The 19878-nt window shown below is 50.2% G+C and carries 22 protein-coding genes and 1 tRNA gene; 22 read left to right on the forward strand and 1 reads right to left on the reverse strand.

From position 1 onward, the window contains the following. Nucleotides 1-24: 24 nt before the first annotated feature. The 17 genes from FWJ59_RS02605 (at nt 25) to FWJ59_RS02685 (ending at nt 14500) form a co-directional block, all read left to right on the forward strand. Nucleotides 25-112, forward strand: a tRNA-Leu gene (locus tag FWJ59_RS02605). Nucleotides 113-239: 127 nt separating this feature from the next. Beyond that, complete coding sequence (locus FWJ59_RS02610) at nt 240-1715, forward strand: D-alanyl-D-alanine carboxypeptidase family protein (RefSeq protein WP_414480433.1); 1476 nt, start codon at nt 240-242, stop codon at nt 1713-1715. Between the two features lie 106 nt (nt 1716-1821). Beyond that, nucleotides 1822-2385, forward strand: a complete 564-nt coding sequence (locus FWJ59_RS02615; RefSeq protein ID WP_414480434.1) for an N-acetyltransferase family protein — start codon at nt 1822-1824, stop codon at nt 2383-2385. A gap of 124 nt (nt 2386-2509) precedes the next feature. Further along, nucleotides 2510-3313, forward strand: coding sequence for a peptidoglycan-binding domain-containing protein (locus FWJ59_RS02620; RefSeq protein ID WP_414480435.1), 804 nt, complete (start codon nt 2510-2512; stop codon nt 3311-3313). Nucleotides 3314-3385: 72 nt separating this feature from the next. Next, on the forward strand, nt 3386-3739 hold the full coding sequence (locus tag FWJ59_RS02625; protein WP_414480436.1) for a sulfite exporter TauE/SafE family protein: 354 nt from the start codon (nt 3386-3388) through the stop codon (nt 3737-3739). A 1-nt stretch (nt 3740) separates the two neighbouring features. Beyond that, nucleotides 3741-4094, forward strand: a complete 354-nt coding sequence (locus tag FWJ59_RS02630; RefSeq protein WP_414480437.1) for a TSUP family transporter — start codon at nt 3741-3743, stop codon at nt 4092-4094. Between the two features lie 389 nt (nt 4095-4483). Continuing rightward, nucleotides 4484-5818 (forward strand): electron transport complex subunit RsxC, encoded by a 1335-nt coding sequence (gene rsxC, locus FWJ59_RS02635; RefSeq protein ID WP_414480451.1) that lies wholly within the window; start codon nt 4484-4486, stop codon nt 5816-5818. Between the two features lie 263 nt (nt 5819-6081). Then, nucleotides 6082-7086, forward strand: coding sequence for an RnfABCDGE type electron transport complex subunit D (locus FWJ59_RS02640; protein ID WP_414480438.1), 1005 nt, complete (start codon nt 6082-6084; stop codon nt 7084-7086). After that, nucleotides 7079-7666, forward strand: a complete 588-nt coding sequence (locus FWJ59_RS02645; protein ID WP_414480439.1) for an RnfABCDGE type electron transport complex subunit G — start codon at nt 7079-7081, stop codon at nt 7664-7666. Before FWJ59_RS02640 ends, FWJ59_RS02645 begins: the two co-directional genes overlap by 8 nt. Then, nucleotides 7663-8259 carry an electron transport complex subunit RsxE gene (rsxE, locus tag FWJ59_RS02650; RefSeq protein WP_414480440.1) on the forward strand — a complete coding sequence of 199 codons (597 nt, stop codon included), beginning with the start codon at nt 7663-7665 and terminating at the stop codon, nt 8257-8259. The genes FWJ59_RS02645 and rsxE overlap by 4 nt, the downstream gene beginning before the upstream one ends. Nucleotides 8260-8421: 162 nt before the next feature. Beyond that, nucleotides 8422-9009 carry an electron transport complex subunit RsxA gene (gene rsxA / locus FWJ59_RS02655; RefSeq protein ID WP_414480441.1) on the forward strand — a complete coding sequence of 196 codons (588 nt, stop codon included), beginning with the start codon at nt 8422-8424 and terminating at the stop codon, nt 9007-9009. Between the two features lie 15 nt (nt 9010-9024). Beyond that, nucleotides 9025-9852 (forward strand): RnfABCDGE type electron transport complex subunit B, encoded by an 828-nt coding sequence (gene rnfB / locus FWJ59_RS02660; RefSeq protein WP_414480442.1) that lies wholly within the window; start codon nt 9025-9027, stop codon nt 9850-9852. A 4-nt stretch (nt 9853-9856) separates the two neighbouring features. Beyond that, complete coding sequence (locus FWJ59_RS02665; protein ID WP_414480452.1) at nt 9857-9940, forward strand: hypothetical protein; 84 nt, start codon at nt 9857-9859, stop codon at nt 9938-9940. Beyond that, nucleotides 9933-10160 carry a 4Fe-4S binding protein gene (locus FWJ59_RS02670; RefSeq protein ID WP_414480443.1) on the forward strand — a complete coding sequence of 76 codons (228 nt, stop codon included), beginning with the start codon at nt 9933-9935 and terminating at the stop codon, nt 10158-10160. The genes FWJ59_RS02665 and FWJ59_RS02670 overlap by 8 nt, the downstream gene beginning before the upstream one ends. Before the next feature lie 123 nt (nt 10161-10283). After that, on the forward strand, nt 10284-11888 hold the full coding sequence (locus FWJ59_RS02675; RefSeq protein ID WP_414480444.1) for a mannitol dehydrogenase family protein: 1605 nt from the start codon (nt 10284-10286) through the stop codon (nt 11886-11888). A gap of 167 nt (nt 11889-12055) precedes the next feature. Next, nucleotides 12056-13468, forward strand: coding sequence for a DNA methyltransferase (locus FWJ59_RS02680; protein WP_414480445.1), 1413 nt, complete (start codon nt 12056-12058; stop codon nt 13466-13468). Nucleotides 13469-13804: 336 nt separating this feature from the next. Then, nucleotides 13805-14500 (forward strand): endonuclease III domain-containing protein, encoded by a 696-nt coding sequence (locus tag FWJ59_RS02685; RefSeq protein WP_414480446.1) that lies wholly within the window; start codon nt 13805-13807, stop codon nt 14498-14500. 104 nt (nt 14501-14604) lie between these two features. Here the strand turns inward: FWJ59_RS02685 and FWJ59_RS02690 are convergent, their stop codons facing one another. Continuing rightward, on the reverse strand, nt 14605-14832 hold the full coding sequence (locus FWJ59_RS02690; RefSeq protein WP_414480447.1) for a hypothetical protein: 228 nt from the start codon (nt 14830-14832) through the stop codon (nt 14605-14607). A 171-nt stretch (nt 14833-15003) separates the two neighbouring features. Between FWJ59_RS02690 and FWJ59_RS02695 the strand changes: the two genes are divergently transcribed. The 5 genes from FWJ59_RS02695 to FWJ59_RS02715 all read left to right on the forward strand — a co-directional run bounded on the left by FWJ59_RS02695 (nt 15004) and on the right by FWJ59_RS02715 (nt 19430). Further along, nucleotides 15004-15642, forward strand: a complete 639-nt coding sequence (locus FWJ59_RS02695) for a LysE family transporter (protein WP_414480448.1) — start codon at nt 15004-15006, stop codon at nt 15640-15642. 142 nt (nt 15643-15784) lie between these two features. Continuing rightward, nucleotides 15785-16420, forward strand: coding sequence for an SGNH/GDSL hydrolase family protein (locus FWJ59_RS02700; RefSeq protein ID WP_414480449.1), 636 nt, complete (start codon nt 15785-15787; stop codon nt 16418-16420). Nucleotides 16421-16848: 428 nt separating this feature from the next. After that, the gene (locus FWJ59_RS02705; RefSeq protein WP_414480453.1) at nt 16849-17628 is read left to right on the forward strand and encodes an S-methyl-5'-thioadenosine phosphorylase; all 780 of its coding nucleotides are present in this window, start codon (nt 16849-16851) and stop codon (nt 17626-17628) included. Between the two features lie 101 nt (nt 17629-17729). Then, nucleotides 17730-18770, forward strand: coding sequence for an S-methyl-5-thioribose-1-phosphate isomerase (mtnA, locus tag FWJ59_RS02710; RefSeq protein ID WP_414480454.1), 1041 nt, complete (start codon nt 17730-17732; stop codon nt 18768-18770). 135 nt (nt 18771-18905) lie between these two features. Next, nucleotides 18906-19430, forward strand: a complete 525-nt coding sequence (locus FWJ59_RS02715; RefSeq protein ID WP_414480450.1) for a YhcN/YlaJ family sporulation lipoprotein — start codon at nt 18906-18908, stop codon at nt 19428-19430. The last annotated feature ends 448 nt before the right edge of the window (nt 19431-19878 follow it).

The following is a 19878-nucleotide window of genomic DNA, read 5'->3' on the forward strand; positions in this document are numbered from 1 at the left end:
CTACAAAAGTATAGTTTTGGACGTGCGGAAGTGGCGGAACTGGCAGACGCGGTAGTTTGAGGGGCTGCTGCTCGTTAAGAGCGTAAGGGTTCGAGTCCCTTCTTCCGCACCAAATTGAAGCCTCGCTTAATCAAAAGCGGGGCTTTTGATTTTTTGGCGAATTATTTTCACTTCCTGTCAAATAATAAACCTGTGCCGGAACTCGTCTGCTTCACGCTGTACGACAGGGAATTGGCTTGATGGCCGGCACGTTAGCACGATATGGAGAGTTTTGCCATATTGTCGACGGGGAGGAAGAAAAGGTGATAAGGCGCTGCGTAGCTTGTATGCTGCTTTTCGCATATATATTTTTTTATCCGGCGGGCGTATATTCTGCCGATGGTGCTCTGGCAGACTATGATGCTCACAGCAATTTGCAGGATGCAGGGACGAAAAAAGATGGAGTCCAACTTAGTTATTTGCTGAGTTCCAAAGCGACTTTAGAAGCGGAGGAGGCTGTCACTCAGAAGTCGGTTTCCGAATTGGTTCCCGAATTGATTTGGGAGTGGACGGCCTCTTTAGAACTTGAGGATTTAGAACTTAGGGATGCCGTGCTTCAAAGTGCCGGCAGGAGTACGGAGGCGCAGGGCGCCTCTTCCGCGGTGCCCGTGACGACGCCTTCTACCGCTGCCAGGGCGGCCGTTGTGATGGAAGCATCCACTAAGAGGGTGCTGTACGCCAAAAACCCGCATATGAAGCTGCCCATGGCCAGCACCACCAAAATCATGACGGCCATACTGGCCATAGAGCTGGGCAACCTTGATGACGTGGTGACGGTTTCGCCCAGGGCGGTAGGGGTGGAGGGCTCGTCCATCTACCTGGCAAAGGGGGAGCGGCTGACCCTGGAGCAGCTTTTGTACGGGCTCATGCTCCGCTCGGGAAATGACGCCGCTGTCGCCATTGCCGAGCATATAGGCGGCAGCGTGGAAAACTTCGTGAGGCTTATGAACAGGAAAGCCGTTCAGATAGGTGCCAGAAATACGAACTTTGTAAACCCCCATGGGCTGCATGACGACATGCACTACACTACGGCTTACGACCTGGCCCTTATATCGGCCTATGCCATGCAAAACCCCGTCTTTCGCACCATAGTTTCCACCAAGTACAAAAAGATCCCCTGGGAGGGGCGAAACTATGACAGGGTGCTTCAGAATAAGAATGCTCTGCTATGGACCTATGAAGGGGCTAACGGCATAAAGACGGGTTATACTAAAGTTTCCCGACGGTGTCTCGCTTCTGCCGCCCTACGCCATGGCATGCAGCTGGTATGCGTGGTGCTGGACTGCCAGCCATGGTTTGAGGACAGCGCCGCCCTGCTAGATTACGGCTTTGAAAACTTTAAACTCCACACCGCCGTCGCAAAGGGACAGGTGATGGGGTATATTCCGGTGAAAGACGGGTATGAGGAAAAGGTGGCGGCCATATGCAGGGATGAGATAGCCTTGCCGATAAGGGAGGGGGAGGAAAAGGAGATAGCGGTGGAGGTTAAACTGCCTCAATATATCAAAGCGCCGGTGAAAGCCGGCACCAAGGTGGGATATGTAAAGGTGACTTTAGGAGAAGATGTCAGCATAAAGAAGGATCTGTACGCCGCAGCCGACGTTAAGGAAAACACCATAAGGTCGAACTTGAAGAGGATAATTGACAGATGGATGGGCGCTGGTTTCGGTTTTTAAAATTTTTATTTATGAAGGAGGATTTGGTGCACTATTTGTAGAATAAAAATAATGTACAGCTACAATATGTTGTGTCTTTATCATATCCAAAAGGGGATGCGCGGAAATGATTAAACACTGTCTGGAAAGGGATGGATTGCTGATTGCGCCTGTTACCCGAGAAGATTTATTTCAGATATGGCTGTGGTACAGCGATGTTGAAAGATATAAGCTGGCTACCGGGCTTGACAGGCCCATCACCTTTGCGGAGATGAGGGACAAGTACATCGAAGCACGCTGCAGCCGATGGGAGTTCTTTTTCAAGGTGGTTGAAAAGCGGCACGGCATCATGCTGGGAGTGGTAAAAGGGCGCGTGCACTATCTATTAAAGGACGAAGCCTGGATAAGTTCTATTCTCATTGATGAGGCTTATCAGGGCGCGGGGATCGGACAGATGGTAGTGTCAATGCTGGAGGAGTATTTCAGGGACGTGTGGCTCATCAGGTGGCTGTACGCCGGCGTAGTGGCCAGCAATACAGCAGGGTTGCAATTCTGGAGGAGCATGGGATTTTCCGAGGTGCGGAAGACCCGCTATCAGATCATGCTGGACGATAAGCCTGAGGATATAATCATCATGGCAAAAAATTTGGAGTATGGCAGCTGCTTGCCTTGTGCCTGTGCTGACTTTTAGCTTTGATGCGCGCAAATTAATAAAGTGGAAATATTTTTGAAATAATTTTGTAAAAATTGATGCAATTTTCCATGATTTGTGATAATATTAAATTGGACACATGATTTCAAATAAGGTGATACCGATGAAGGTGAAAGCCAACCTATTTATCTTGACGTTGATGGTGTGCTTACTCTTGTGCGTTCCGGCAAGGGGTGAAGGAACGCCTGCTGGGGTAGGTACAAATCAGGGGGATTTACCTGTAACGGCCGATAATGAGGTGCTTAAGGTAAAGTGCACCGGCCAAAAGGTAGTGGATCTTCAGATGAGGCTCAGGGATCTGGGATATTTTAACTACAAGGTCACGGGATATTACGGGACAGCCACTGCCGACGCCGTTCGGCTGTTTCAGGAGGTAAACGGGCTTAAGGTGGATGGAACAGTGGGACCCGAGACCAGAAGGGTGTTGTACAGCCCTAATGCCAAGCGCTACACTGTATATCCATCCACGGCGGCGTCTTATCTGCCGGCTTCCCGTGGTGGGAGGACTTCCATGGGGGTGCTGGTAGAGTGGTTCTCCAAGGGGCAGTATTTGTTTCCCAGGGGTGCGGTAGCAAAGGTGATAGACCTCTATACCGGCAGGTCGTTTTACATGAAGCGCACCGGTGGCAGTAACCATGCAGATTCAGAGCCGCTGACGGCAAAGGATGCTCAGACCATAAGGGAGATATGGGGCGGTTGGAGCTGGGAGCGCAGGCCTGTGATAGTTGAGATTGGCGGCGTGCGGGTGGCTGCTTCCATGCACGGAATGCCCCATGCCTATGATACCATACCCAACAACGGCATGCAGGGACATGTATGCATACACTTTTACAAGAGCAGGACCCACATACACAACAGACAGGATCCTGATCATCAGGCTGCTGTGATGAGAGCCGCTGGCCGATAAGACCAGTGGCTTTGTTTATATAGGCATAAAAGGCTAGTGCTTTGGCAAGATTAATTACTGGTGATGTAAGGGATGAAACATTGGATCAAAATTGGCATAGCAGGTTTTGCAGCGGGGCTGTGCAACGGCTTTTTTGGCTCGGGAGGCGGCACAATCGTGGTGCCTGCCATGGTACATCTTTTGGGCATGAAAGAGCACGATGCCCACGCTACTGCCCTGGCGGTCATATTGCCTTTGACGGCCATAAGCTCCTTTGTGTATTTCAGAGGCGGATTTTTTCAGTGGGATGTGATATGGAAGGTGGCCGCCGGCGGTGCCATAGGTGGCCTTATAGGGGCGTGGATCCTCAATCAAATCTCGCCTTACTGGCTACGTAAAGTTTTTGGACTTTTCATGATCATTGCTGCAATAAGGATGATTACATAAAATGCTGCTTTTTTTTATAGGACTGGCTTTCGGGATCATCGGTGGGATGGGCATCGGTGGAGGAAGCATCCTCATCCCTGCTCTTGTCTTTTTGGTCGGCTTGTCCCAGCACGCTGCCCAGGGGGTCAATCTGGCGGCATTCTTTCCTACGGCAATTCTGGCAATCTGGCTTCATATCAAAAACGGATACATCAAATATAGGATGGCCTTCTATCTCGTTCTAGCAGGAGCCATAGGAGCATTTCTGGGTGCAAAGCTTGCTGTTGCTATCTCTTCCGACGTATTGAAGAAGCTGTTTGGTATTTTCCTGCTGACAATGGGCATTTGGGAGCTTAAGCGAAGCGAAAAAAAATAACGTGCGATTGCGGAATAGCAAAGGAGCTTTTCATGAAATTGCTAAAGAATTTTTTCAGAGATTGCTAAATTTGTAACATGCCAACGCCATGAAAGCAGCCTTGCATTTTCAAAAAAATTAGCAAACTTTTCTTAAATTTTTTGGAATATATGTATAATACACATATTACAGTGTGTACTAGTTATATAACAGTTAAAACTGTTTAAAATGCTGTTTTCAAGCCATTTGTTAAAAAATAAACTTGTGTGATGTATAACATTTTTTATAAAAACTATGTTATAATATTCTGAGGATGTATGTATATTATGTTGCAATATTCCGAATTAAGTCGCGTGCTGACTTGTGCATCGGATAAGTTATAAAGATTTAAGGTGAAGAAGGTGTGTGAGATGGGGTTGAAGGTGTTTGGGTTTAAAGGAGGGGTGCATCCTCCCCACAGGAAAGAGGGCACACAGGACAAAGCGGTTGAACGGATGCAAGCGCCCAAGCTGGTGTATATACATTTGCAGCAACACACAGGTGCCCCATGTGAACCGCTGGTAAAGCCGGGGGACCGCGTTAAGCTGGGCCAAAAGATTGGGCAGCCCAAGGGTTTTGTGGGTGCGCCGGTTCATGCCAGCGTTTCGGGGGTTGTGAAGGAGATTAAGCAGATGCCCCATCCTGCGATGGGGGAGGGGCTTGCCGTTATTATCGAGAATGACGGCATGGATGAGCCTGATGAGTCCATAATCCCAAGGGATATGGAGTCTATGGACGCCGAGGAGTTAAGAAATTTGATCCTTGAAGCCGGAATCGTGGGCATGGGCGGTGCTGCATTTCCTACTCATGTCAAGCTTTCGCCGCCTAAGGACAAGAAGATAGAACTTGTGATACTGAACGGTGCCGAATGCGAGCCTTATCTAACGGCCGACCACCGCTTGATGGTTGAAAATCCGCAGGATATAGTAGAAGGCTTGAAGGTCATCATGAAAGTGTTGGGGGTTGAAAGAGGGTACATTGCCATAGAGGACAACAAGCCCGATGCCATACGCGCTATGGCGGATGCCGCCAAATCGGTGTCCGGGGTCGAGGTGGTGAAGCTTAAGACCAGGTACCCTCAGGGCGCCGAAAAACAGCTCATATATGCCTTGACTGGCAGGCAGGTGCCGTCGGGGGGCCTGCCCATGGACGTAGGAGTTGTGGTCAACAACGTGGGTACGGCGGCTGCCATTGCCCGGGCAATAAAGACGGGCATGCCGCTGATAGAGCGCATCGTAACGGTGACGGGCGGTGGGGTGGCCCAGCCCAAGAACCTTTTGGTGCGCATTGGCACGCCCTTTAAGGATGTGATCGACGCCTGCGGAGGACTGGTGGGCCAGCCCGCCAAGGTGATATCGGGAGGGCCCATGATGGGGATTGCACAGTACACCCTGGATGTGCCGGTCATAAAGGGCACCTCGGGGATCCTGGTGCTCACCAAGCAGGAAGCCGAGACGCCCGAACCGGGTCCATGTATACGGTGCGGCAGATGCGTAGAGGCCTGCCCCATGGGACTTATGCCTTTATTTATCAGCGCTTATGCCCTCAAGGGGGACTATGATAACAGCGAAAGGCTACATGCCATGGACTGCATAGAGTGCGGCTGTTGCTCATATATATGTCCTGCTAAGCGTCCGCTTGTGCAATCGGTGCGCACTGCTAAACGGGTGATTACCGAAAGGAGAAAGCGTGCTGCGGCCAACTGATGCCAGCTGCTGATAGGCAACGGTAAAGCTCCAGAAGCCTGTTGTGTGCGTTGTTGCGTAGCTTTTGCCCAAGGATTGGACTGTTTAAACCAAGGCATGATTGTTCTGCGTTCAGTTAAGGAGCAAAGTTATAAGAAGCAGGGCTGTCCCAAATACCGCCTGTTGGGGCCGGGACAGCATCATATAAAGGCGGATTACAAATACCCCAACCTTCTAAACCGGGTTTGTACCCATATGGTTTAGATGAAGAGGGGGATGTTGCGATGGAGCCTTTGATAGTTTCTTCTTCCCCCCACGTGTATTCAAAGGATACCACGGCCCGCATCATGCTGGATGTGGTGCTAGCCCTTTTGCCGGCGGCGGCAGCCGGCGTATACTTCTTCGGGGGAAGAGCGGCTTTGATAATGGTCATATCGGTTTTATCGGCCGTGATGACCGAAGCCATTGTGCAAAAGCTCATGAAAAAGCCGGTTACCATCAGCGATTGGAGCGCTGTGGTGACGGGGCTTATGCTGGCTTTTAACCTGCCGCCTACCGTTCCGCTGTGGTTGCCCGTGGTGGGTTCTGCTATCGCCATTGCTTTGGTCAAGCAGGCCTTTGGTGGGCTGGGACATAACTTCATGAATCCAGCCTTGGCTGCTAGAGCTATTTTGCTGGCCGCGTGGCCGGTGTATATGACCACCTGGGCTGACCCCATCCGCGGCGCTGCAAGTGGAATGGCGTCGACTAATTGGTCTGTGAGCGGAACAACTGATGCCGTCAGTTCGGCCACACCCCTTGCCATACTCAAAGGGCTGGAGGGGACGGAAGAGCAGCTTCCTCCACTGTGGTCCATCATTGTAGGCGGTACTAGAGGTTGCCTGGGCGAGACGTCCGACCTGGCCCTTCTCATAGGTGCTGCTTATCTGCTGTGGAGAAGGGTGATAAGCTGGAGGATCCCGGTAAGCTTCATCGGCACCGTGGCGCTGCTTACCTGGATTTTGGGGCCTCAAGGCCTCTTTACCGGAAACGCCATATACCACATATTTTCGGGCGGCCTTATGCTGGGAGCGTTCTATATGGCTACCGACTACTCGTCCTCACCGGTGACGCCTAAAGGGCAGATAATAATGGGTATTGGATGCGGAATAATCACATCTATTATCCGATTGTACGGCGGCTATCCCGAAGGGGTCACTTATTCCATACTGCTGATGAACGTGGCCACTCCCTTGATTGACAGGTTTACCATGCCCCGAATTTATGGGGAGGTGAGGGCAGATGTCTGAAGGCGTAAAGCTATCTATAAAGTTATTCATAATAACTGCGGTGGCAGCTCTGGCTCTGGGCATCACCTATGCTGTCACCGAAGAGCCCATAAGGATTCAGAACGAACTGGCTAGCCTGGAAGCTCGAAAAGCAGTGCTGCCCGGTGCCGAAGAATTCGTCCAGATTGACTTATCGGAATATAAGGGTCAGTATCCCAACGTCGTTGAGGCTTACCAGGGCAAGTCGGGGAGCGACACGGTAGGCTACGTATTTAAGGTGATATCCAAGGGGTATGGCGGGGATGTGGAGCTGTTTGTGGGAATAAACTCTAAGGAAGATAGGATCGAAAACGTCAGCATCGTAAGCCACAACGAAACCCCCGGGCTGGGGGCCAAAGCTGCCGGCTCTGATTTCTTAAGCCAGTATAGTGGCAAGCCGGCTGGTAGTCCGCTGGCGGTGGTAAGGGGAAGCGCCACCAAGGATACAGAAGTGCAAGCTATAACCGGCGCTACCATATCCTCAAAGGCGGTGACAGAAGGTGTGAACTCTGCTTTAGAGCTATACGGCCGGCTATTAAAGGACGGGGGTGCTGAAGGATGAAGAAAGCTTTGAGCGTATTTTTCAATGGCGTCATCAATGAAAATCCCACCTTCAGGATGGTTTTGGGAATGTGTCCCACCCTTGCCTTGACTACCGCGGCCATAAACGGCATAGGCATGGGGCTGGCCACCACTTTTGTTCTGATAGGATCGAATTTGGTGATATCGTTGCTTAAGAATTTTATACCCCAGAAGATAAGGATACCAGCCTTTGTGGTGGTCATCGCCACCTTTGTTACGGTGGTCAGCATGATAATGCAGGCTTTTCTTCCCGAGCTCAACGAGAGCCTGGGCATATATATCCCGCTTATTGTCGTAAACTGCATCATTCTGGCAAGGGCCGAATCCTTTGCGTCCAAGAATTCGGCCCTGCTATCGGTAGTTGATGGGTTGGGTATGGGCGTAGGGTTTACGCTGGCGCTGCTTTTACTGGGTTCGATACGCGAGATACTGGGTGCCGGGACCTGGTTTGGTATGCCCGTTTTTCCCGAAAGCTTTAGTCCGGCCGTCATCATGATACTACCTCCCGGTGGGTTTATAACCCTTGGGCTGGTGCTGGGGCTGCTCAACAAGCTGACGGGCAGGACTGAATAGGACCTGGATCAGCGAAGTTCCTGGGATGGATGTTGAGCGTTAAATTGCGGGCTGATGTTTCGAATTTTGCTTTTGATGTGTTAGGATATGGCCGCTGGGCTGTGCCCTTGTACTTGAGCGGGTGTAGGCTCAATTTAAAAGCCATGTGTAGGGGGAAATGGTATGGAATACGTGAGCAAGATATTCGTCATATTGATAAGTTCGATACTCATAAACAACTTCGTCATGTCGAGGTTCTTAGGTATATGCCCATTCCTTGGGGTATCCAAGCGGGTTGAAACCGCTGTGGGGATGGGTGCTGCCGTTACCTTCGTGATGGCCATGACGTCTCTGATCACCTATATAGTCCAGTATGCCATACTTGAGCCTTTGGGCCTTGGGTATCTCCAGACCATCATATTCATTCTGGTAATAGCCTCGCTGGTGCAGTTTGTCGAAATGGTCATCCAGAAGACCAGCCCGACGCTGTATCAGGCGTTAGGCGTGTATTTACCGCTTATTACCACCAACTGCGCCGTGCTGGGCGTGGCCATCATAAACATAGACGAGAAGTATGATTTGATTCAGGCGCTGTTTAACGGAGTGGGAGCCGCCCTTGGATTTACCCTGGCCATAGTGCTTTTTGCCGGTATACGGGAACGGCTGGAGTTGTCCGATATCCCCAAGCCGCTTAAAGGGTTTCCCATGGCCCTTATTACGGCGGGGTTGATGTCGGTGGCCTTTTTAGGGTTCCAGGGGCTCATAAAGTGAGGGGGGTTATTGTCCATGGAGAAGGTATTGCTGTCCCTGCTCAGTCTGGGGGGCATGGGGCTATTATTTGGAGCGGTGCTGGCTTTTGCCTCCAAAAGGTTTGCTGTTGAAAAAGATCCCAGGGTTGAAGCCATACATGAAGTGCTACCGGGCGCTAACTGCGGGGCCTGCGGCTATCCCGGGTGCGATGGGTTTGCACAGGCTGTGGTTGCCGGCAGGGCACCGGTGGACGGCTGTACCGTAGGGGGGGCGACGGTGGCCATGAAGGTGGGCGCTATAATGGGCGTTGATGTGGAGGAGAGGGAACGAGCCATTGCCCGTGTGCTGTGCCGGGGTAACTGCCACAACGCCGTAAACAAGTATGAATATAAGGGCATACAGGACTGCGTGGCGGCGTCCATGCTGGCCGGAGGATATAAAGGTTGCAGCTATGGTTGCCTTGGGCTTGGGACCTGCGTGAGGGCGTGCCCCTTTGATGCCATCCACATTGCCGATGATGGCATTGCTGTGGTGGATCCGGATAAGTGTACCGGGTGCGGCAAGTGCGTGGAGGCCTGTCCAAAGAAGTTGATAGAGCTTATTCCCCAGTCCAGCCTGGTACAGGTGCTTTGCATATCCAGGGATCCAGGCAAACAGGTGCGCCAAAACTGCAAGGTGGGATGCATAGGTTGCAGGCTGTGCGTTAAGGCTTGCCAGTTTGATGCCATAGACTTTGTTGACAATCTTGCCAGGATAAGGTATGATAAGTGTGTAAACTGCATGGCATGCGCTGAAAAATGCCCAACTGGCGCCATATATGCCGATTTTTCAAAGCGCAAGGTAGCTTCTGTATCTGAGGGATAAGTGCATAGGCTGTACTGTTTGCAAGAGTGTGTGCAAGTTTGAAGCCATAGAGGGCGAGCGAAAGCAAAAACACAGGGTGCTTGTTTGATAGGTGTACGGGTTGCGGCCAGTGCGTCGAGCGCTGCCCGGTGGATGCTATGTTGTCCGGTGGATGCAATGTTGCACGGTGGTTGCCATTGCGCTCAACCTCCGCTAGGATTCGAAGCGCGACCCCGATCGATGCGAGGGTTAGGTGGAGGAATGCTCGCCCGAGAAGCCAAATGAATGGGTTGTTAAATCGGGAGGACGTTGCAAAAGCGTTATCTTAACAGGAGAGTACTGACAGGTAATGAGGTAAGCGGTTAACCCGGTTTGCGTTTTACAGGCCACTATCCTAAAGCCTGGATAGTGGCATAATATATATATTTAGTTTAGAAATTGGGGTGAAAGCGGTGAAGCTCAGCTTGGCCGATCTGGGAAATAGGCAGAAATGGGTAGAAAAGGGCTACAAGCTGCCAGAGTTTGATATCCAAAAAGTAAGGGAGAAGACCAGGAAAGAGCCCATATGGATCCATTTTGGGGCGGGCAACATATTTAGAGCTTTCCCGGCCGTACTTCAGCAAACCCTGCTGGAAAGAGGATACAGTGACAGGGGGATTATCGTATGTGAGTCTTACGACGAGGAGATCATAGAAAAGGCCTATGCGCCATTTGATAACCTCAGCGTAGTGGTTACTTTGAAGGCCGATGGCAGCGTGGATAAGAGGGTTGTGGCCAGCGTGGTGGAGGCCTTGCCTGCTACGGGCAACATGGATAGGCTGACCGAGATATTTACCTCCCCATCGCTACAGATGGCAAGTTTTACCATAACCGAAAAGGGATATTCTTTGAAGAATGCCAGGGGAGAGTACTACCCAGCTGTAGTGGATGACTTGAACTCCCTGCCTGATCAGCCCAAAACTTTGATGGCCATGATCGCGCTGCTGTGCTATAGAAGATATCAAGCCGGCAAGTTGCCCATAGCCTTGGTAAGCATGGACAACTGCTCCCACAACGGCACCAAATTGTATGAGGCGGTGAAAGCCTTTGTCGATGCTTGGGTGGAGAAAGGCTTTGTGGACAAGGGCTTTAAGGACTACATTGAAGATTCCAGCCTGGTGTCATTCCCCTGGAGCATGATAGACAAGATAACGCCGCGCCCGTCAGAGCAGGTGAAGGCCATGTTGGAAGCCGATGGCCTTGAAGGCGCCGAGATAGTGTGCACTGCTAAGAATACTTATATCTCCTCCTTTGTGAATGCCGAGGAGGCGCAATACCTGGTAATAGAGGACGTATTTCCAAACGGGAGGCCACCTTTGGAGAAGGCCGGCGTTATATTCACCGATAGGGAGACGGTGGATAAGGTAGAGAAGATGAAGGTGTGCACCTGTTTGAATCCCCTTCACACCGTACTGGCAGTCTATGGTTGCCTGCTGGGCTATAAATCCATAGCCGAGGAGATGAAGGATAAGTACCTGAAGGCTTTTATAGAGAAGGTTGGGTATGAAGAGGGACTGCCGGTGGTAGTTGACCCGGGCATAATAGACCCACGGGACTTCATAAAAGAGGTCATTGAGAGGCGCTTCCCCAATCCGTTTGTGCCTGATACGCCCCAGAGAATTGCTACCGACACCTCCCAGAAGATACCGGTGCGCTTTGGAGAGACTTTAAAGGCCTATATCAGGACCGGCAAGAGGGATATCTCCACTTTGACGTATATACCTCTCTTCTTTGCGGGCTGGATCAGGTATCTCATGGGGATAGACGATGATGGCAATCCCTTTACTCCCAGCCCTGATCCCATGCTGGAGACCCTGCAGTCGTACGTCAAAGGCATAAAGCTGGGGGATACCGGACCGTTTACCGAAGCATTAAAGCCCATATTGTCCAACGAGGTCATATTTGGCGTGAACCTGTATGAGTATGGGCTGGCGCCTAAGGTTGAGGCTATGTTTGCGGAACTGGTTGCCGGAAAAGGTGCGGTGAGAAAGACCTTGGAGAAGTATATAGAGGCATAAAAGATACTACAGGGTTTCCAATTATAAATGGCAAATGGATTTGAGGACATAGCAGCATGGGCTGTCAATGATAGCATTGACAGCCTTTTCTGTATATCGATGGCTAAAATCTTATGTATTTATGATATAATACATGAAAAATGGTCCAAAGTACCTAAGAGGGATTAATGGTTGACGCGGTGGTGAACTTGATACGATTAAGGCATATAGGCGTAACGACAGAGGAATACTACGCCACTAAGGATATTCATATGGGCGGTAGCGGGCAGGATGGCTTAAGCGACAATGTGCAATGCATTGCCGGCGACTTTTACTGGTGCGATGTGTTAAAGGCCATCCCGTTGTTGCTTGAGCGGTACGAGGGCAAGGTGCAGCTGGTGTACATGGATCCGCCTTTTGTGACCGGCCAGGTGTTTCGCTTTCAGCAGCCTGTGGGCGCGGAGGGATGGAAGGGGAACCGAAACTACATCATAACCCATACCGCTTATGATGACCTGTGGAAAGCGGGCAGGAATGCCTTTTTATCCATGATGAGAGAGGTGCTGTCCTGTGCTCATCGCCTCCTTTCCCCCGAAGGCTCGCTGTATCTGCACGTTGACTACCGTACCAGCGCTTACATGCGCATCATGCTGGATGAGGTATTCGGCGAGGAGAACTTCCTCAACGAGATCATATGGCACTACGAGAGCGGAGGCAGGGCTAAAAACCACTTCAGCCGTAAACACGACACCATACTGTTTTACAGAAAGACGCCGAAGCATTATTTCGATATTGAGGCGGTGGGCATTCCCCGAGGGAAGTACAAGCGCAACCACATGAAACAGCAGGTGGACGAGGACGGGCGAATATTCTGGTCCATAAGGTCAGGGGGCAGGGAATACCGGTATTACGAGGACGACAAGGTATACCCCAGCGATGTGTGGGACGATATCTCTCATCTCCATCAGAAGAACCCTGAAAGAACAGGTTATGATACCCAGAAGCCCGAAGCCCTGCTTGAGCGGATCATAAAGGCATCTTCCAGGCCGGGGGATCTGGTGGCAGACCTCTTTGCAGGTTCGGGGACTACTCTGGCGGTGGCCCAGAGGCTTGGCAGGCGATGGGTAGGGGTGGACAACGGCCTTTTTTCGCTGCATACCTGCAGGAAGCGGCTGGTGGGCCGGTTAAGCTGCTCTTGCGATGAAGATTTTCTTAAGGTACAGTTTCACCACTACAAGTATTTTGAGGATGTTTTGGGGTATAAGGTGTTCCCCGAAATTGATGTGGAGTGCACCAGGTTGTCCGACCAGCGGCTTGTGGTGCGGCTTAAAGGCTATACCCTGACGCAAAGGGATGGGTGTGAGGTCTTGAACGACATGGTAAGGGGGATGCGTTTGGGTCCCCTTGACCTCGTAGATTGGTGGGCAGTGGGCTACCTGGAAGATGGCGCCTTCAAAGCGGCTAACTGGGCGATGCGGAGCTTTTATACGCCTTATTTGGTGGATGAGCTGACCATAGCTGTGCGCCATGGCTGCCACCCTGTAGTGCATTTGGTAGATGTGTACGGGCAGCAGTGGTTTTTCTGTATAGAAGGAGTATAGCGGTGCGCATAGAAGAGGTATAGCGGCGCGCAGGTATATTAGGTGGTAGAATGCTAAAGGTAGTAAATAATACTAAAGCGGCCATTCATCGGCCCGTTGGTTGCTTTTTGATGCGAAGGTTGTCTGTTGATGCGAAACTTTTAAAGGACTACAGCGGGACTTGTGCAGTGAAAACTGTGTATAGTCTCCTATAGTCTCCGTACATTTTCAGGGAGTTATAATATTTCTAACGAGTTATGTGAGTTTACAGAGATCTAACGAGTTATAATGGATTTACAGAGATCTAACGAGTGATGGTGGGTTTACAGGGAGACTTGTCAGATCAAAAAATGATGGATGGGGGAGAATATGGGGGCTATGTCCATGTACCATGAGCTGATGAATATATACTACAGGATGTATGAACACTTTGGCCCCAGGCATTGGTGGCCGGCTGATACCCCTTTTGAGGTGGTGGTGGGGGCCATACTCACACAGGGCGTTGCATGGCGAAACGTTGAGCAGGCTATAAGGAACTTAAAGCAGGCTGGGTTGCTGGACCTGGCAGCCATAGCGCGGGCTTCCCATGATGAGCTGGCCGTGCTCATACGCCCTGCCCGGTATTACAACATGAAAGCCAAGAAACTTCAAGCCTTCTGCAGGTACGTGATGGACAATTACGGTGGATCGCTGGAGCGCTTTTTTGCCAGGGACCTGTGGCCTTTGAGGGAGGAGCTGTTGGGGATATACGGCATAGGGCAGGAGACGGCCGACAGCATATTGCTCTATGCTGCCGAAAAGCCCATATTTGTGGTGGACGCCTATACCAAAAGGATATTTTCCAGGCTGGGCATGGTGGATGCCGATATACAGTACCATCAGCTTCAAAGGTTTTTCATGGATCACATTCCGCCGGATGTAGAGCTTTACAACGAGTACCATGCCCAGATTGATGCGGTGGGCAACCGTTATTGTGCGGCTAAAAGGCCATCATGTGGGGAGTGCCCACTGAGGCCTTTGTGCGCCTTTTCCAAAGGCCTGACTAATGCTTAAGAAGCTTTTATGCGGTTTTTCTTGCGGTTTTTGCGCGTTGTTTTTATCCGTTGCACCTTTGTCAAAAGCCCTATAAAATTTTTAACCGTCAATTCACTATCTCACTATTCCTCTTTTGTCTTGGCAACGTAAGGTTTATCCTGTTTCTTTTTAGCCTTGCCTTTTTCTTGAAGTTCCGCTCCGCGCTTGTGCGTTCCTTCTAAGCCCGTCCAGGCATGGAAGGTTGATACGAATTCTCCGTAAGCGCTTTTGTCCCCTAAGATATCGCTTACTGTATCATCCTTGGGGAGCCGTTTTTTATTTTCCAGGTTCTTTTCTAATTTCTTTTCCAAGGGTATCCGACCTCCTTTTTTGATGGTTGGTACACCGTTAGTTTGTACTTCTAAATTGTTTTTTATTTAAAAGAATGTTTAGTTTATTTTTGCAGGCCAGGTAAAAATGTGGTAAAATATCCTCAAACAAGCGCTTTAGAAGATAAGGAGAAGGAAGGGCTATGAGCTGAGATGAGCTTATGGGGGATGTTCTTAAGCGCCTTTATAACGGGTTTTTCAGGGGCCATGATGCCGGGGCCTATGCTAGGCGTTACCATAGATGGGGGCCTGAAAAGAGGGGCTATAGCTGGGCCGCTGGTGGTATTAGGCCACGGAGTCCTTGAATTCATGCTGGTTATGGCCATGGCATTGGGGCTGAAGGATTTTTTTGCCAGCCCCAGGGTGGCTGGGTTGATAGGCCTCATAGGCGGAGGGTTTTTGATGTGGATGAGCTTTAACATGGTAAAGTCGGCCATACGCGATGCCGTTTCAATGCAGGATGGCGCCAGGGGCCGTTTTGATGTTCAAAACCTGGTGCTGGCAGGGGCTCTGGTCAGCATCACCAATCCGTATTTCATAATGTGGTGGGCTACTGCCGGCATGGAAATGATACGTCAGGCCTATTTCCTGGGATGGTGGGGGGTGATCTCTTTTTACATAGGCCACATATTATCAGACCTCACATGGTATTCTGGCGTCTCATTTGGCATATCCAGGGGTAAAAGGGTCTTGAGCCATCAGCTGTACCGCTGGTTGGTCTTTGGCCTGGGGCTATTTTTGATTGGATTTTCGATATACTTTATATATGGCGGGATTAAAATGCTCGTATAATCGGCTTTAAACTTTTGCAGTGCGGTATAAACTCGCACTTGCGTCTCTTGCTTGCGTCTCTTAGTTAAAAGTATAGTTGAGTCTAAACAAATATAAGCGCGAAATATAAGTGCTGAGAAAGTTTTTGGAGGAGGTTTTTGAAGTGAGCACGTTGATAGAGGATGGAGCAGTGGTTTTATTTCAGGGTGACAGCATTACCGATTGCGGGCGAAACAGGGACGATGACCATGATCTGGGGTACGGGTATGCCAATATGATAGCTGCCTGGTTTAGCGCCGTTTACCCTGAAAAGAGGGTGAAGTTTATCAATAAGGGGATAAGCGGCAACCGCGTAAGGGATCTTGTGGAGCGGTGGCAGCGGGACTGCATAGACCTCAATCCTTCATGGGTCTCCATCTTGATAGGCATAAACGACTGCTGGCGCAGATATGACAGAAACGACCCCACACCGGTGGAGGTATTTGCTGCGGGATACAGGAAGATTTTGACCGAAACTAAAGAGAAGCTAAACGCCAGAATCATTCTCTGCGAGCCTTTTGTGCTGCCGGTGCCGGAGGACCGCAAAATGTGGCGGGAGGATTTAGACCCCAAGATTCAGGTAGTGCGGGAGCTGGCCAGGGAATTTGGTGCGCTGTACGTCCCGTTGGACGGCATCTTTGCGGCAGCTGCTGCGAAGCGTGAGCCCGAGTTTTGGGCACCCGATGGGGTTCATCCCTCTCAGGCAGGACATGCCCTCATTGCCCGAGCTTGGCTGCAAACGGTAAAGGCCGAATTATAATGGTTGGGGCAGTATATGGCATGTAGAGCGTGGCTGTATATCGGGAATGGCGTACCAGTTAATTTTAAATTTTGCTGCTGTAATTTTAAATTTTCTGCTGAGACCTGGAAAGGAAATTACGATTTTTGAAAGGTCAATCAAAAAGGCTAATGCTGATACTATAGCCCAATTTGCTTGAGCTGGTCATAAGCCTTGAGCTGGTCAGTCATAAGCTGGCGACTGTCAGGTTTATTTGGGCTTGAATAGGAACGATAATTAATTTTAAAAGAAGGGAGGAAGGCGCTTCATATTCCAACCCTTGCTGCGTAGGGCAATGCCATCATGGTCTGTGGGCTGTGCCTGTGCTTTTTCAAGCTAATATGGCCATGGCAGCAATGAGCAGCAAGTTTAAGCCTGCAGGGGTTGGAAGCTTTGTGCCGCCGTGGATAATGGAATACAGGGCTGATATAGGAGTGTTTGGTGGTTCGGGATTTTATTCCTTTTTGGAGGATGTGGAGGAGATAACGGTACCCACCCCGTACGGGGCTCCTAGCGATAAGATCGCCTTGGCTAGGGTAGGGGACAAGCGGGTGGCTTTTCTCCCAAGGCACGGCAAGGATCACAGGTATCCGCCTCATAAAATCCCGTACAGGGCAAATTTATATGCCATGAAGGAGCTGGGAGTAAAGCAGATTATCGCACCCACTGCCTCGGGTAGTCTGCAGCCCCACATCAAGCCCGGGGATTTCGTGGTGTGCGATCAATTCGTCGACAGGACATGGGGTAGGGAGAGCACTTTTTTTGATGGGCCGGTGGTAAGGCACGTAAGCGCAGCCTACCCATATTGCCACAGGTTGCGTAAGCTGGCAGTGGAGACCGGTAAGGAGCAGGGTATAACCATCCACGATGGTGGCACCGTCGTGGTAATACAGGGCCCCAGGTTTTCTACAAAGGCCGAAAGCCGCTGGTATAGCAGCATGGGCTGGGAGGTCATAAACATGACTCAGTACCCAGAGGTGATCCTGGCACGGGAGCTGGGCATGTGCTATGTAAACATTGCCCTCATCACCGATTATGATGCAGGGCTGGAGGGTCGCGACGATATAGCGCCGGTCACAGAGGAAGAGGTCTTGAGGGTCTTCAAGGAGAATAATGACAAGGTGAGAAACCTCATAATGGCCATGATTGAAAAGATGGATGTGGATGTCGAGTGCGACTGCTGCAAATGATTTGGCCTTTTGGTGAAAAACCATATAATCGTGTTGAAGGCTGTGGCATGGTGTATATGCAGCCCAATGGATGAGTATGACGAGATAAGGAGGGACCGATTATAAGGCCTATTGAGTGGAAAAACGATAGACTTTGCCTTCTGGACCAGACCCTTCTTCCGCACCAGAAGAAGTATGTGGAGTGCTATACCTATAGCGATGTGGCCCGAGCAATAAAGGAAATGATAGTGCGGGGAGCCCCCGCCATTGGCGTTTCGGCGGCTTACGGGATGGTGCTGGGCGCTGCCGAGTACAAGGGTGACGATGTGGAAGGATTTATCAAGCACCTTGAAAAGGTGTCAGAGCTGCTTAAAGATACCCGTCCCACTGCTGTCAACCTTTTCTGGGCCATAGAGCGGATGCTGAAGGTGGCTTATGATAACAGGCAGGCATCAGTTGAGGATATCAAGGACTTGCTGCTTAAAGAAGCCGACAGGATGGCACAGGAGGATGTCGAGACAAACCGGCGAATAGGCTATTTTGGCCAGCAGCTTTTGCAAGATGGCGCTGTGGTGCTGACCCATTGCAATGCCGGAGCTCTAGCTACGGTAGGATACGGCACTGCCCTGGGAGTTATACGGGCGGCTCGCGAGGCCGGCAAAAATATTTCGGTATATGCCGATGAGACCCGCCCCTATCTGCAGGGCGCAAGGCTGACGGCGTGGGAGCTGATGGAGGAAGGCATTCCAGTTACCCTGATCACCGATAGCATGGCGGGATATTTCATGAAGAAGGGTATCATATCAGCTGTCATTGTAGGCGCTGATAGGATTGCCGCCAACGGCGATGTGGCCAACAAGATAGGCACCTACACCTTGGCGGTGTTGGCAAAGGAGAATCGGGTTCCCTTTTATGTAGCAGCTCCGTTGTCCACCCTTGATCTTTCCATTGAAAGCGGAGACGATATCCCCATTGAAGAGAGGGATGAGCGGGAGGTCACCCATATAGGCGGGGTACGGATTGCGCCTTACGGTGTAAAAGTGGCCAACCCTGCATTTGACGTGACGCCCAACCAATACGTCACTGCTATAATCACCGATGCAGGGGTAGTATATCCGCCTTACAAGCAAAATTTACAGAAACTGGTTAATAAAGTTGATTGAGTTTAATAAAGATTTTAAATTAAAACGCGCTTTAAGCGCGTTTTTTTAAAGTAGTAGCTTTATGCAGGGTTACATTATATTTCATCAAATAAAAACCAGTATAGCAGGCAAACTAAAAACAAGGAGGCGATAATTATGAAACAAAAGTTCCTTGTTTTGTTTGCCTGCGTTTTAATAGTTTTAATAACAATTGTTGGTTGTACTCAGAGGGGTACCACGCGGCAGGATACCGAAAATCAAAACGTGCCCCGCACCACCAGGTGGACTGTGCCTAGAACGCCTACTACGCCGTCCGTTCCTAACGTGACGCGTACCCAGAGTGACAACAGCCAGTATATGGACAGGGCTCGCCGTATTGCCGATAAGGTGGCTGACCTTAAGGAGATACGGTCGGCTACATGCATCATAAGCGGCACTACCGCCATAATAGGGGTGCAGTTCGACCAACAGTATAAAGGTAAAATAACCGATGAGATAAAGAAAAAGATTGATCAGGTGGTCAAAAAGACGGATACCAGGATTAATAGGGTAGCCGTCACTGCAGACCCTGACCTAGTGAGCCGCATACAGGATATTTTTAAGGATATAGGTCAGGGCAAACCGCTGTCGGGCTTTGTCAAGGAGATCAACGAGTTGCTTAACAGGATCCAACCCAAGTGAGGAATAGGGCTTTAAAGCCCTATTCCTCAAATATTTTTGGGGATACGGTTGGCTTGCCCATTCTTGCGGCCCACGGGCGGTGCTACCATTGTGGACATCTAGCTTACTATTGTGGACGTCGATATGGGTTATGGTAGCCCGCCATGGGCTGATATTTTATATGAGCTTTTTATCTACCAAACTGCGTAATAAATAAAATTAAATGCGGCTAAATTATGGTAATGAACCGGTAAGAGATAGTATAATTTAAATAGACAGGGGATTATACAATGAATAGCAGTTTACATATGACATATTTAAAATGGTTGCCCCTTATGATAAACAGGTGTTGATTCTGTACGGAGACAAGTATTACATTGTGCCCCTCAAGACATCCTACCGATACTAATGCTACACTGGTTTGTATGGCGAGGTGTGAAGAAGTTATGTTTTTGGAGGATATCTTCAA

Origin of the sequence: Caldicoprobacter sp., from assembly GCF_047459465.1 — a bacterium.
GTDB lineage: Bacteria > Bacillota > Clostridia > Caldicoprobacterales > Caldicoprobacteraceae > Caldicoprobacter.

Excerpts from the sequence above, each read along its gene's own strand:
- rsxE (WP_414480440.1), top strand. The coding sequence starts at position 7,663 with ATGAAGAAAGCTTTGAGCGTATTTTTCAATGGCGTCATCAATGAAAAT.
- rnfB (WP_414480442.1), top strand. The coding sequence starts at position 9,025 with ATGGAGAAGGTATTGCTGTCCCTGCTCAGTCTGGGGGGCATGGGGCTA.
- rsxA (WP_414480441.1), top strand. The coding sequence starts at position 8,422 with ATGGAATACGTGAGCAAGATATTCGTCATATTGATAAGTTCGATACTC.
- FWJ59_RS02705 (WP_414480453.1), top strand. The coding sequence starts at position 16,849 with ATGGAATACAGGGCTGATATAGGAGTGTTTGGTGGTTCGGGATTTTAT.
- FWJ59_RS02620 (WP_414480435.1), top strand. The coding sequence starts at position 2,510 with ATGAAGGTGAAAGCCAACCTATTTATCTTGACGTTGATGGTGTGCTTA.
- FWJ59_RS02630 (WP_414480437.1), top strand. The coding sequence starts at position 3,741 with ATGCTGCTTTTTTTTATAGGACTGGCTTTCGGGATCATCGGTGGGATG.
- rsxC (WP_414480451.1), top strand. The coding sequence starts at position 4,484 with ATGGGGTTGAAGGTGTTTGGGTTTAAAGGAGGGGTGCATCCTCCCCAC.
- FWJ59_RS02715 (WP_414480450.1), top strand. The coding sequence starts at position 18,906 with ATGAAACAAAAGTTCCTTGTTTTGTTTGCCTGCGTTTTAATAGTTTTA.
- FWJ59_RS02615 (WP_414480434.1), top strand. The coding sequence starts at position 1,822 with ATGATTAAACACTGTCTGGAAAGGGATGGATTGCTGATTGCGCCTGTT.
- FWJ59_RS02640 (WP_414480438.1), top strand. The coding sequence starts at position 6,082 with ATGGAGCCTTTGATAGTTTCTTCTTCCCCCCACGTGTATTCAAAGGAT.
- FWJ59_RS02685 (WP_414480446.1), top strand. The coding sequence starts at position 13,805 with ATGGGGGAGAATATGGGGGCTATGTCCATGTACCATGAGCTGATGAAT.
- FWJ59_RS02645 (WP_414480439.1), top strand. The coding sequence starts at position 7,079 with ATGTCTGAAGGCGTAAAGCTATCTATAAAGTTATTCATAATAACTGCG.
- FWJ59_RS02695 (WP_414480448.1), top strand. The coding sequence starts at position 15,004 with ATGAGCTTATGGGGGATGTTCTTAAGCGCCTTTATAACGGGTTTTTCA.
- FWJ59_RS02610 (WP_414480433.1), top strand. The coding sequence starts at position 240 with ATGGCCGGCACGTTAGCACGATATGGAGAGTTTTGCCATATTGTCGAC.
- FWJ59_RS02680 (WP_414480445.1), top strand. The coding sequence starts at position 12,056 with ATGGTTGACGCGGTGGTGAACTTGATACGATTAAGGCATATAGGCGTA.
- FWJ59_RS02625 (WP_414480436.1), top strand. The coding sequence starts at position 3,386 with ATGAAACATTGGATCAAAATTGGCATAGCAGGTTTTGCAGCGGGGCTG.